11 protein-coding genes are annotated in these 11729 nt (G+C 63.7%); 5 read left to right on the top strand and 6 right to left on the bottom strand.

What is annotated here, in order from left to right; translation table 11 throughout:
* The first annotated feature begins 100 nt into the window (after positions 1-100).
* The 3 genes from C8K58_RS20050 (at position 101) to C8K58_RS20040 (ending at position 4138) form a co-directional block, all read left to right on the top strand.
* Positions 101-769, top strand: coding sequence for a histidine phosphatase family protein (locus tag C8K58_RS20050; RefSeq protein WP_108574179.1), 669 nt, complete (start codon positions 101-103; stop codon positions 767-769).
* Between the two features lie 193 nt (positions 770-962).
* On the top strand, positions 963-2618 hold the full coding sequence (gene arnT / locus C8K58_RS20045; RefSeq protein ID WP_098479091.1) for a lipid IV(A) 4-amino-4-deoxy-L-arabinosyltransferase: 1656 nt from the start codon (positions 963-965) through the stop codon (positions 2616-2618).
* On the top strand, positions 2618-4138 hold the full coding sequence (locus C8K58_RS20040) for a glycosyltransferase family 39 protein (RefSeq protein ID WP_027606150.1): 1521 nt from the start codon (positions 2618-2620) through the stop codon (positions 4136-4138). Before arnT ends, C8K58_RS20040 begins: the two co-directional genes overlap by 1 nt.
* Before the next feature lie 105 nt (positions 4139-4243).
* Here C8K58_RS20040 and C8K58_RS20035 read toward each other — a convergent pair whose 3' ends face one another.
* From C8K58_RS20035 to C8K58_RS20010, 6 genes are all read right to left on the bottom strand, one after another.
* Complete coding sequence (locus C8K58_RS20035) at positions 4244-4648, bottom strand: RidA family protein (protein ID WP_092354680.1); 405 nt, start codon at positions 4646-4648, stop codon at positions 4244-4246.
* Between the two features lie 311 nt (positions 4649-4959).
* Positions 4960-5892 carry a pyridoxamine 5'-phosphate oxidase family protein gene (locus C8K58_RS20030; RefSeq protein ID WP_098479981.1) on the bottom strand — a complete coding sequence of 311 codons (933 nt, stop codon included), beginning with the start codon at positions 5890-5892 and terminating at the stop codon, positions 4960-4962.
* 79 nt (positions 5893-5971) lie between these two features.
* A complete protein-coding gene (locus tag C8K58_RS20025) occupies positions 5972-6856 on the bottom strand; it encodes a LysR family transcriptional regulator (RefSeq protein WP_092354683.1) in 885 nt (294 codons plus the stop codon).
* The gene (locus C8K58_RS20020; protein WP_098479089.1) at positions 6856-7776 is read right to left on the bottom strand and encodes a LysR family transcriptional regulator; all 921 of its coding nucleotides are present in this window, start codon (positions 7774-7776) and stop codon (positions 6856-6858) included. The genes C8K58_RS20025 and C8K58_RS20020 overlap by 1 nt, the downstream gene beginning before the upstream one ends.
* Positions 7777-7794: 18 nt before the next feature.
* Entirely contained in the window at positions 7795-8427 is a 633-nt protein-coding gene (locus C8K58_RS20015) for a glutathione S-transferase family protein (RefSeq protein WP_027606144.1), read from the bottom strand.
* A 104-nt stretch (positions 8428-8531) separates the two neighbouring features.
* Positions 8532-9404 carry a LysR family transcriptional regulator gene (locus C8K58_RS20010; protein ID WP_108574227.1) on the bottom strand — a complete coding sequence of 291 codons (873 nt, stop codon included), beginning with the start codon at positions 9402-9404 and terminating at the stop codon, positions 8532-8534.
* Between the two features lie 135 nt (positions 9405-9539).
* On the opposite strand from C8K58_RS20010, the gene C8K58_RS20005 reads away from it, so the two are divergent.
* The gene (locus C8K58_RS20005; protein WP_108574178.1) at positions 9540-10313 is read left to right on the top strand and encodes a glucose 1-dehydrogenase; all 774 of its coding nucleotides are present in this window, start codon (positions 9540-9542) and stop codon (positions 10311-10313) included.
* Between the two features lie 14 nt (positions 10314-10327).
* Positions 10328-11380 carry an L-idonate 5-dehydrogenase gene (locus tag C8K58_RS20000; protein ID WP_027606141.1) on the top strand — a complete coding sequence of 351 codons (1053 nt, stop codon included), beginning with the start codon at positions 10328-10330 and terminating at the stop codon, positions 11378-11380.
* The last annotated feature ends 349 nt before the right edge of the window (positions 11381-11729 follow it).

Raw genomic sequence — 11729 nt, 5'->3', positions numbered from 1 at the left:
GTTCAGCGAAAAGACAGCCACCCTGTGACAGCCTCGCGCTTCACTTCGGGCACTTGCCGACAAGTTGCGCCTAATTAATACAACACAGCCGATAGTGACCATGGTGAATGTAGTGGTTGACCTTACCCTGATTAAACCACGCTCGCGCCGAGCCTTTTTCAAGCGCCTCAAACCGCGTTGGCTCGGGCTTACGGTGGTCGCCGTGCTGCTCACTTGCGCGCTGTTCTGGCCGACCTCCCCACGGGACCTCGGCGTGGGCAACCGCCTGCTGACGTCCCAGGTGCTGCCGCTGTGGCGCGACGGCGACCTGATCGTACTGGTGCGTCATGAAGAGCGCTGCGACCGTTCGAGCAACCCGTGCCTGGGCCCGGTGGAAGGCGTGACGATCAATGGCAGCCAACACGCCGAAAACCTGGGGAAAGCCTTTAAATCCCTGGGTATGGACGGCACCGACGTACTCTCAAGCCCCGCCATTCGCACGGCCCAGACCTCGCGTTTCATGTTCGGCAAAACCGACATGACCTCCAGCGAACAAGCCGTCTGCGGCAAGGCCATGGGTGAAGAACTGCTCGGCCACAAACAGGCTGGACGCAACCTCGTATTCGTCACCCACAGCGGTTGCATCGCCGACTTTGAAACCGCCCTGGGCTTCCCCCACGCCAAGTTTTCCGAGTACGGCAGCGCGCTGTTCGTGCAGGTGCTGGCCAACGGCAAGTTCAAGGCCCTGGGCATCATGAAAAACCAGGACTGGCCTGCCGCGCTTAAATAAATCCACGTCATTCCCTTCCCGCCACTACGGCTTATGTTCAGCAAAAAGACAGCCCTGTTCTGGCATGTTTAGTTGCGTCCTTAATTAAGGTCGTTATGACTATTTCCTGTTATTTAGTGAACGCCGTGACGACTTTCACCATTACTTCATTAATTGAAAAAAACACCATCAGACGTCAAGGAGCGACGTTTTCATGACTCGCCTGAACCCCCTGCCGGTACTCTTGCTGGCCTTCGTCGCGTTTTATCTGTTGCCACTGGGCCTGCACGGTTTGTGGATACCGGATGAAACCCGCTACGCCCAGATCAGCCAGGAAATGCTCCTGAGCGGCAACTGGGTGGCGCCGCACTTCATGGGCATCCGCTATTTCGAAAAACCGGCCGCCGGTTACTGGCTGATCGCCCTGGGCCAGGCCGTGTTTGGCCAGAACCTGTTCGGCGTGCGCATCGCCTCGGCGCTGACCACCGGCTTGAGCGTGCTGCTCGCTTACCTGATCGCCCGTCGCCTGTGGAACGACCCGCGCAAAAGCTTCGCCTGCGCCCTGCTCTACCTGAGCTTTGGCCTGGTGGCCGGGCAGGCGGGGTATTCCAACCTCGATCCGCAATTCACCCTGTGGGTCAACCTGAGCCTGGTGGCGCTGTGGTTTGCCCTCGACAGCAGCACCCTGCGCAGCCGCCTGGGCGCCTGGGCCGTGCTGGGATTTGCGTGTGCCATGGGGTTCATGACCAAGGGTTTCCTGGCGTGGGCGCTGCCGGTGCTGATCGCCGTGCCCTATATGCTCTGGCAACGGCGCCTGGGCGAGTTGCTGCGGTATGGCCCGCTGGCCATCGGCGTGGCCGTGCTGGTGTGCTTGCCCTGGGTGTTGGCGATCCACAACCAGGAACCGGATTTCTGGCGCTTCTTTTTCTGGAATGAACACATCCGCCGCTTCAGCGCCGACAACGCGCAGCACGTGCGACCCTGGTGGTTCTTCCTGCCGATCATGGCGGTGGCTTGCCTGCCGTGGGCCGGGCTGCTGCCCGACACCCTGTACCAGGCCTGGAAAGAAAAGCGCCAACCGGCGATCGCCTTCCTGGCCCTGTGGCTGCTGCTGCCCCTGGGCTTGTTCAGCCTGAGCAACGGCAAGCTGCCGACCTACATCATGCCGTGCCTGCTGCCCCTCGCATTGCTGATGGGGCATACCCTGAGCGAGCTGGTCAGCCAGGGCAAAACCCGCACCCTGCGCCTCAATGGCCTGCTCAACTTCGTGATCGGCATGGCCGCCATGGTCGGGCTGATCTACCTGCAAATCGCCCGGCCGCTGTACAGCAACAGCCATGCCGAGATGTTCAGCCTGTCCCTGGCGTTTATCGTGCTGCTGGGCTGGATCCTTGCCAACCTGCTGCAAAGCGTGCGGCCGCTGACGCTGTGGGCGATGCCGGCCTTGGGCATCGGCCTGCTGGTAGTGCTGCTGCCGTCAAGCATGCCGGCCTACATCGCCGATAACGAAATGCCCGACCAATTTGTGCTGGAGCATCTGGATGAGTTGCAGCACACCCACGCGCTGCTGAGCAATGAACTGGAAAGCGCCAGCGCCTTGGCCTGGCGCCTGCAACGACCCGACGTGGCGCTGTATGACACCGAAGGCGAGTTGCGCTACGGCTTGCAGTACGCCGGTGCGGTCACACGCAAAGTGGAGTTGGAACAGGTTCAGGGCTGGCTCAAGGACGCGCGCCAGCACGGCTCGGTCGGCGTGCTGCTGCGGGTCAACAGCACCAGTGAAATGCGCGAGGCCGGGCAATTGCCGCCCGGAGGCAAACGCTACTACAAGGGCTACCTGGAACTTATCCTCTACCCGCAGGCGCCATGATGCCGGGTTATTTCAAGACCGAACGCGGCGCCCTGCTGCTGTTGCTCGGCGTCTCGGCCCTGCTGCTGCTCACCGGCCTGGGCGCACGTGACCTGTGGGGCCCGGAAACCCGCTGGGCGAATATCGCCTTGCAGATGCTGCAGAGCGGTGACTATTTCGATCCCTATCTCAAGGGCGTGCCCTATTACGACAAACCCCTGCCCTCCTACTGGCTGATCACTGGCGCGGCCCACCTGGCGGGGGGCCTCGGGCCCTGGTCGTTGCGCCTGCCATCGGTGATCGGCGCGTGGTTGAGTGTGTGGCTGGTGTACTTGATCGGCGAACGTTTGTTCCGCAAGGGCACGGGGCTGATCGCCGGCTGGATGCTCGCCACCACGTTCTACTTCCTGTTCTGGGCCCGCGTGGCCACGGCGGATGTGCTCACCGTGTGCGGCGTGCTGGCGGCCGTCGCCTGGTATTGGCGCGGCCCCGACGACACACGGCTGTGGCGCTACACGGTGTTTTTCCTGTTGCTGGCCCTGACGTCGTTGTTCAAGGGCCTGATCGGCTTCGTGCTGCCCGGTCTGGTGCTGTTGCCGCACCTGCTCGGCGAACAGCGCTACAAGCGCCACCTCAACCTGCGCCTGCTTTTGGCCGTACTGATCGCCGCCGCGGTGTACGCCGTGCCGTTCGTGCTGTCGCACGTCTACGGCGCACCGGCCTATGGCGCGAGCGGCCTGGCCTTGGTATTCCGGGAAAACGTGGTGCGTTTCTTCGACCCGTTCGACCATATGGGGCCGATCTACACCTACCTGATCTACCTGCCCGCCTACACCCTGCCCTGGACGCCGTGCTGGCTGCTGGGCCTGTGGCTGGCCGTGCGGCACTGGCGTCACACCCCGCCGAACGTGCGCTGGCTGGTGTGGGGCCTGGGCCTGCTGTTTGTGTTCTTTACCGCCAGCGGCAGCCGGCGCAGCTACTACGTACTGCCGCTGGTGCCGTTTGCCCAGTTGCTGGCGGCGTGGTGGCTGAGTGAACGCGTGTTGAAAAAGCCCGCCAGTTGGCCGCGCTGGCAGAAAGGTCTGGGGATCGCTGCCGCACTCATGCTGTTGATCCTCGGCGTGGCCTATCCCTGGTCCAACGGCAACGGCGGCGTGACCCGCTTCGCCGAGGATGTGCAAGCCGAGGCCGTGAAAAGCGCACCCTGGAACCAATGGCAAATGGTGCTGGTGGAAGTCGACAACAAGGTCCCGATGTACCTGCAAAATGGCGGCAAGCCGTTCTACTACATCGCCGAGACCCAGGACTTTCCCCGCCAGGGTCACACCGCCGCCTTCATGGCCTGGCTGGAAAAAACCAGCGGCCAGACCTTCGACCCGCACCGTACGATCATCGTCGCGCAGTTTTCCAAGGATGATCCGACGCCGCTGGCGTATCTGGGTGCGGATCATCAGGTGATCACGACCCAGCCGGACAATGGCGAGCGGTTGTTTCAGAAGCGTGACGAGGGCAGTGTGGCGTTTATCCCTGCGTCACGCTGATAGCTGTGTATCGAGTGTGCTTGTACCGCGCTGGGCGTGGCGTGGGGACAGTGAGCCGCTGGATCATGGCAAACAGGTTTTCGCGTGAACATGCTTGTTGTGGCCTTATTTCGGTGAAATCACCGCCTCCGCCTCGATTTCGATCAACCACTCCGGCAACGAAAGCCCACTGACAATAATCCAGGACGACGGCGGCGGGTTATGGGGGAAGCGCTCACGCAGCGCCTGGGCGATGAGCTCCTGCTGATCACGTGCGGATTCGACGATATACAGCCGCAGCATTACCACATGGGACAAGTCACCCTCGACCTCGGCCAGGATTTTTTCGATATTGTCCAACGCCGTATCGGTTTGCTCGGCAATGCCTGGACCGACCGTACGCTCCTGGGCATCCACACCTACCTGGCCGGAAAGCAGAATACGCCGGCCATCAGGCACTTCGATGGCTTGGCTGAAGCCGTATTGCAGGGAGTTGAATACGCTCTTGGGATTGATGACCTTGGGTTGCATGACGAGTCCTTGTTGTCGGTAGAAGTGCAAGGCTAACGTTAAAAGTCTTACGTCTCCAGGAGAGGACTTTGGGTGATGAAGATGAGCAGGTCCATCGGACCGCTCTTACGCAGCTTTCGGGTTGCGTCTGATCAACCTCGCCGCCGCCCTTCGCGGGTCGCTGCACATTCAGAGAAGGGGTGTGGAAGCCCGAACTCCCATCATGTGGAAGTGATTAGGGCCGCTGCGCAGCCCAACGCGGGACAAGCCCGCTCACCACAGAGGGAGTTCCCCTGCTTGCTCTTCAACAGGCCGTGATAAATACGCTGACGCTACCAACCGCCCATCGCCAGGCTGAACGGCGAAAACTCCGCGAACTGCCAGCGCAACGCCAACGCCGCCGGGCGGCGGACCACGTGGTCCACGGTCACCGTCCAGAGCCGCTGCGCGCCCTCGAAGCGGGCGACTTCAGGGCCGTCGAGGATCAGCGAGGTATGCCCGGCGATCTGCAGCACATCCCCCGTTTCAAAGTCGATAAACAGCAGCCCCGCCACCGGGTTGGCCGCCAGGTTGCCCAGGGTGTTGAAGAACAGGTTGCCGGCAAAGTCCGGGATGGTCAGCACGTCGCCCTCCACGCGCACGAAGCCGGTATTACCGCCGCGATGGGAGACGTCCACCGAGCGTTCGCCGTCGACCTCCACGTAGCTGGCGACGAAGAAGGTGTCGGCGTTGCGGATCATGCTTTCGGCAGCGGCGTCCAGGCCGTCAAGACGCTCGACCCGGGTGCCGGGTTTACGCGCAATCCCATCGACCGGCCGCAGCTGGATGTATTTGGGGCAATTGCCGTAGGTCTGCACCACGTCGACCGACAGGCCCTCGTGATCGAGCGCGCCGATACGCCCATTCATGCGGTTGCGCCGCCGGGTGTTGAGGTCGATACCCAGCAGACCCACGGCAGCGCCCTTGTGCAAGGCGGCGCGGGCCGGGTCGCTGGCAGAGGGCAGGCTGTCAATCTGCAACGTATAAGGGTCGGGAGAGTGGACGAACCCCGGCGCGCCTTCAATCAGGGTCGCCCAGGGAATCCCCTGTTCATCCACCACGCCAAGCACCAGGTAGGGCAACAGCGGATAAAAATCCCGATGCTGCTCCGGCAGGTGATCGCGTATCACCTTGGGCCCGACCACCGCCATGCGCTCGGCCACGCCGACCGCTGCTTGTAACTGCCGTTCGCCGGCATGCCAGGGGGATTGTTCAATAGGGTTCATGGTGATCACCTCCAGTGGGTTGCCCCCATGCTGCGCCTCGCCAGCCAAACGCAGAATACCCAGCCCAGGCAATCCACTGTTACGCCAACTGAAATGCCGGATGCTCACGCAGCGCCGCCACGCAATGATCGACAAAACTGCGCACACGCATCGGCCCATGGCGCCCTTCGCCGTACACCACATGCACCGGCAGGGGCGCTGGCTCATAGCCCTGCAGGACGCGGCGTAACTGGCCGCTGAGCAGATGCTCATGCAGCGGATAGCTCAAGCAACGCACCAGCCCCGCGCCCTGCACCGCCGCATTGATCGTGCCTTGCACCGTGGCGCAACTCAGCCGCGCGCGGGCCTTGAGCTGGCACCCCTGGAACGCCCAATGCACCGGGTCGGCAGTGGCGATCAGGCGATGCCGCTTGAGGTCGTCCGGGTGTCGGGGTTCGCCGTGCGCCGCTAGGTAAGCGGGACTGGCGCAGAGGATCTGCCGCACGTGCCCGACCGGCCGCGCGATCAGTGAGGAGCTGGGCAACTCGCCGACCAGGATCGCCACGTCCAGCCCCTCTTCGTGCAGGTTGGGGTAATAGTCGTGGTAGTGGGCGGTAAGCTGCACCGCCGGATAACGATCCATGTAGCTGGCCAACAGCGGCGCCATCACATAGCGGCTGAACAGCAACGGCATGAACACCCGCAGATTGCCCTGGACCTGTACATGCAAGCCGTTGGCCGAGGCTTCGGCGGCGTCCACGGCGGCCAGCAGCCGCACGCAGTCGGCCATGTAGACAGTGCCCGTGTCGGTAAGGCTGACACCCCGCGTGCTGCGTTGCAGCAACGGTACGCGCAGGCGTGCTTCCAAGCGGGCGATCGCACGCATCAATGTCGGCGCCGAGACCTGGGCTGCACGTGCGGCCGAGGCCAGGCTCGGTTGCTCGGCGAGCGCGGCAAACAGCTGCATATCGCGATAACGCTCCATCAACCGCGCCGCTTCATCGCCGGATTCAAGGCCGTGTCCTGGCCCAGGCGATGGCTGAGGAAATCCACAAAGGTGTGGATCTTGGCCGGCACGCGCGCGCTTTTCTGGAACACCACCTGGATCGGCAACGGGGCCGGCTCGAAGTCCTCGAGGACAATTTCCAGCTCACCGGCCGCCACCGCCGCCGCGACCTGATAGGACAGCACCCGCGTCACCCCCCAGCCCAGACGAGCCAGGTTGATCGCTGCGTTGTTCGCCGAGACCACCAGCCGCGGTTCGATGGGCACCGTCAGCGGCTGGCCGGCGTCGACAAACGCCCACTCACTCACCAATCGGCTGGAGGACAGGCCGACGATCTGCGCCGCAGGCAATTGCCCGGGGTGCCGGGGGCGGCCGTGCTGGTCGAGATAGCCGGGCGAGGCGCAGACCACCCGGCGTACCTCGCCCACTTTGATCGCCTGTTGCCCCGGCTCATGCAGATGGCCGATGCGCACAGCCACATCGATACCCTCGTCGGTCAGGTTGACCACCCGATCCACCAGCAAGGCATTGATATTCACCAGCGGAAAACGGTCGAGGTACTCGCCCAGCACCGGCGCCACATACAACTCGCCAAACAGTACCGGTGCGGTCACCGTGAGGTGGCCGCAGGGGATCGAATAACTGCCCGCCGCCGCTTCTTCGGCTTCGTCCAGCTCGGCGAGGATGCGCCGGCAATCTTCGAGGTAACGCTGGCCGGCCTCGGTCAGGTGCAGGCTGCGGGTGGTGCGCGCCAGCAGCTGGGTGCCGATGCGCGCTTCCATGGCGGCGATGGCCCGGGTCACGCTGGGTGGCGAGGTGTTCAGGCGGCGCGCCGCGGCGGCAAAGCCCTCCTCCTCGGCCACCGCCAGGAACACCTGCATTTCGTGAAATCGGTCCATCGATGCGCCTCAGCAACGTTAATGTGATTGCAACCCTACCGCCGTACGCGGCATGCCCACAAATCCCGGCAAGGCCTCGATGCTGGCAAGCCAGGCGCGCACCTTAGGGTAGTCGGCCAGCGACACATTGCCTTCCGGCGCATGGGCCACGTAGGTGTAGAACGCAATATCGGCGATGCTCGCTTGCTCCCCCGCCAGGAAGCGGGTTTCGCTCAGTTGCTGCTCCACCAGTGCCAACAAGCCATGGGCACGGCTGATCGCCGCCGCCGCATCCACGTCGGCACCGAACACCACGGCCAGCCGTGCGGTGGCGGGCCCGGCGTGCAGCTCGCCGGCGGCCGCCGACAGCCAGCGCTGTACGCGCGCCTGCCCCACCGGGTCGCTTGGCAACCATTGGCCCTTGCCGTATTTCGTGGCGAGGTAGACCAGGATCGCGTTGGAATCCGCCAGTACGGTGCCGTTGTCGTCAATCGCCGGGACCTGGCCGAAACGGTTGATGGTCGCAGTGAAGTCAGCGCTTTTATGCGCGCCTTGCTTGAGGTCCACCAGGATGAACTCGCTGGGCAACCCCAGCAGGGACAGCATCAGCTCGGCCCGATGGGAATGGCCGGACAAGGGGAAACCATAGAGTTTGATCGCAGGCTGGGACATGTAAGGCTCCAAAGGGTGGGGTTTTGACACCGGCATGTTCCACCGCTGCGCCGACCACTGGAATCACCAGCTTTTACAATCCAGCATTTCAGCGGGTGAAACAATCACTCGCCAAACAGTTCGACGATCAACGCAAACAGCGTGGTCTTCACCGCACTGTCCAACGTGGTCCAGGCCAACCCCGTGCGCGCCTGGAACGCCCCCAACGCCAGTGGCCGCGACACGCAATTGGCCGGCAACGCCCGCGCGGCCTGCTGCGGCAGTACGCCGACGCCCAACCCGGCGCAGACCAGCGCGAGCATGGTGGTGAACTCGCCCAGTTCGGACGCGATCTGCAAAGGGATGCCCACGGCCTGGATAAATTCGTCGTAGAACCCGGGCGCATAGCGCCGCGCAAGGATGTACACCGGCACGTCGAGCAGGTCGCCGGGCTGGATCGACGCCTGTGCGGCCAGCGGATGATCCATCGGCAGGGCCACGCAGAACGGCTCGCGCAGCACCACGCGGGTGTGCACCCCTGGGTAGGCGGCGGGCAGGCGCATCAGGCCGAAATCCAGGCGGTCACTCTTCAGCGCGGCGGCTTGATCGGGGCCGGGCATGTCCTTGAGTTCCAGCTCGATCCGCGGGTAGCGCTGATGCACCGTGCGGATCAACTCGGGCAACAGGTGCGGCAATACCGACGACACAAAGCCCAGGCGCACCCGGCCGATTTCCCCCCGGTTGGACGCCCGCGCCGCTTCCGCCGCCCGCGCGGCCTGGTGCAGGGTCGCCTGGGCTTCGGGCAGGAACACCCGACCGGCATCGGTCAAGGTCACCGAGTGGCGATTGCGGTCCAGCAGGCGTACGCCCAGGCCAGTTTCGAGCAGCTTGATCTGCATGCTCAGGGCCGGTTGCACAATCGACAACTGCGCCGCCGCCCGGCCGAAATGCAGCTCCTGGGCCAGTGCCACAAAGGCGCGCAAGTGCTTGAGCTCCATCGAGCCTCCCCGGTTATCACCGATATTGATCAGCCGATCATAAATGAACATTGGACCTGAACCCTATACCGGAGTGAAGTTAAGCCCATCAGCCATTGTTTTGATTATCACAAGCGCGCCCGGAGAAACATGCCCATGCAAAGCGTTCTAGACACCTTTCGCCTCGATGGCCGGCTGGCGCTGGTCACCGGTTCCAGTGCCGGTATCGGCCTGGCCATCGCCCGAGGCCTGGCCCAGGCCGGTGCGCGAGTGGTGCTCAACGGGCGTAACCGCAGCACCCTGCGCGACGCCGCCGCGCTGCTGACCCTCGAGGGCCTGGAGGTGCACGCCGAGGCCTTCGACGTCACTGACAGCGCGGCGATCCAGGCCAGCGTGGCCGCTATCGAGGAACGCCTCGGGCCCTTGGACATCCTGGTCAACAACGCCGGCATGCAGCGCCGTGGGCCGCTGGAAGACTACAGCGAGCAGCACTGGCGCGAACTGATCAGCACCAACCTCGACAGCGCCTTCCTGGTGGGCCAGGCCGTGGCGCGGGCAATGATCCCGCGCAAGCGTGGGCGCATCATCAATATCTGTTCGGTGCAAAGTGAATTGGGCCGCCCGGGCATCGCGCCGTATGCGGCGAGCAAAGGTGCGTTGAAGATGCTCACCAAGGGCATGGCCATCGACTGGGGCCCCCACGGGCTGACAGTCAACGGTATCGGCCCCGGCTACTTCAAGACCGAGTTGAACGCCAACCTGGTGGCCAACCCCGAATTCAGCGACTGGCTGGTGCAACGTACGCCGAGCCGACGCTGGGGCGACGTCGCTGAGTTGGCCGGTGCGGCAGTGTTCCTGGCCAGCGATGCCGCGAGTTTCGTCAACGGTCATATCCTCTATGTCGACGGTGGCATCACCGCGTCGCTGTAACCCTGGAGAACCTTATGCACGCCATTGTCTGCCACGCCTCAAAAGACCTGCGGGTCAGCCCCCAGGACGAACCCCACAGCCTGGGCCCCGAGCAACTGCGCGTGCGCATCGCCCGCGGCGGCATCTGCGGCTCGGACTTGCACTATTACCAGCACGGCGGCTTCGGCACTGTGCGCCTGCGCGAGCCGATGGTGCTCGGCCACGAAGTCTCGGCAGTGATCGACGCCGTGGGCTCCGACGCCGGCCGGTTCAAGGTCGGCCAACGCATTGCCGTATCGCCCTCGCGCCCGTGCGGTGCTTGCCGTTATTGCCATCAAGGCCTGCCCAACCACTGCCTGGACATGCGCTTCTACGGCAGCGCGATGCCCTTCCCGCATGTCCAGGGCGCGTTTCGCCAGAGCCTGGTGATCGAGACGCACCAGGCACATCTTTTGGCCGATCATGTCAGCCTCGCCGAAGGTGCACTGGCCGAACCGCTGTCGGTGGGGTTGCATGCGATCCAACGGGCCGGCGCGGTATTCGGCAAGCGCGTGCTGGTGACCGGTTGCGGCCCCATCGGCAACCTGCTGATCGCCGGCCTGCGCGCCGCCGGTGCGGCTGAAATCGTCGCGGTGGACCTGTCCGCCAGCGCCCTGGCCTGCGCGGAAAAAATGGGCGCCACGCGCACCCACAACATTGCCGACGGCATCGACGCGCTCAAGCGCTACACCGCCGAGAAGGGTTACTTCGAGGTGATGTTCGAAGTCTCCGGCAGCGCCCAGGCCCTGCGTAACGGCCTGGACTGCATCGCCCCGCGCGGCGTGCTGGTCACGGTCGGCTTGGGCGGTGAGGTGTCGCTGCCGCTGAACCTGCTGGTCAGCCGCGAGATCGACCTGCGCGGCACCTTCCGCTTCCACAGCGAGTTTGCCCAGGCGGTGGACTTGCTCAATCGCCAGGTCATCGACGTACGCCCGGTGATCTCCCACACGCTGCCGTTTGAGCAGGCGGTGCAGGCGTTTGAACTGGCGGCGGACAAGACCCAGGCGATGAAGGTGGTGCTGGATTTTGGCGTGGTGGATCAGCCTTGAACCTGTGACGCGCCCTTCTGGTCAGCAAGATTCTTGTGGCGAGGGCGCTTGCTCCCGTTGGGACGCGAAGCGGCCCCAGCTCTTATCAAACTTAAAATAACTCACTGATTTTAAAGGGTTAAAGTTTCACACTGAAGTCTTGAGCCCTGCATAAATAATTTCAGGCGAGCGCATTCTTGTGGTGAGCGGGCTTGTCGAATCGTCGCACCGCCCGCGTTGGGCTGCGCAGCAGCCCCAAAACCAGGCGCAGAGGAGTGTCTGATACACCACATTTGTCTTCATCAGGGGCGCTTCACACCCCAACGCGGGCGGTGCGACGATTCGACAAGCCCGCTCGCCACAGAGGTCC

The sequence above is a fragment of the Pseudomonas sp. GV047 genome (genome assembly GCF_003058245.1).
In the GTDB taxonomy this organism is placed as follows: domain Bacteria; phylum Pseudomonadota; class Gammaproteobacteria; order Pseudomonadales; family Pseudomonadaceae; genus Aquipseudomonas; species Aquipseudomonas marginalis.
The sequence above is the reverse complement of the archived record's forward strand: the minus strand, read 5'-3'. Positions and strand labels throughout refer to the sequence as shown.

Excerpts from the sequence above, each read along its gene's own strand:
- C8K58_RS20040 (WP_027606150.1), top strand. The coding sequence starts at position 2,618 with ATGCCGGGTTATTTCAAGACCGAACGCGGCGCCCTGCTGCTGTTGCTC.
- C8K58_RS20015 (WP_027606144.1), bottom strand. The coding sequence starts at position 8,427 with ATGTCCCAGCCTGCGATCAAACTCTATGGTTTCCCCTTGTCCGGCCAT.
- C8K58_RS20050 (WP_108574179.1), top strand. The coding sequence starts at position 101 with ATGGTGAATGTAGTGGTTGACCTTACCCTGATTAAACCACGCTCGCGC.
- C8K58_RS20025 (WP_092354683.1), bottom strand. The coding sequence starts at position 6,856 with ATGGAGCGTTATCGCGATATGCAGCTGTTTGCCGCGCTCGCCGAGCAA.
- C8K58_RS20000 (WP_027606141.1), top strand. The coding sequence starts at position 10,328 with ATGCACGCCATTGTCTGCCACGCCTCAAAAGACCTGCGGGTCAGCCCC.
- C8K58_RS20035 (WP_092354680.1), bottom strand. The coding sequence starts at position 4,648 with ATGCAACCCAAGGTCATCAATCCCAAGAGCGTATTCAACTCCCTGCAA.
- C8K58_RS20020 (WP_098479089.1), bottom strand. The coding sequence starts at position 7,776 with ATGGACCGATTTCACGAAATGCAGGTGTTCCTGGCGGTGGCCGAGGAG.
- C8K58_RS20010 (WP_108574227.1), bottom strand. The coding sequence starts at position 9,404 with ATGGAGCTCAAGCACTTGCGCGCCTTTGTGGCACTGGCCCAGGAGCTG.
- C8K58_RS20005 (WP_108574178.1), top strand. The coding sequence starts at position 9,540 with ATGCAAAGCGTTCTAGACACCTTTCGCCTCGATGGCCGGCTGGCGCTG.
- C8K58_RS20030 (WP_098479981.1), bottom strand. The coding sequence starts at position 5,892 with ATGAACCCTATTGAACAATCCCCCTGGCATGCCGGCGAACGGCAGTTA.
- arnT (WP_098479091.1), top strand. The coding sequence starts at position 963 with ATGACTCGCCTGAACCCCCTGCCGGTACTCTTGCTGGCCTTCGTCGCG.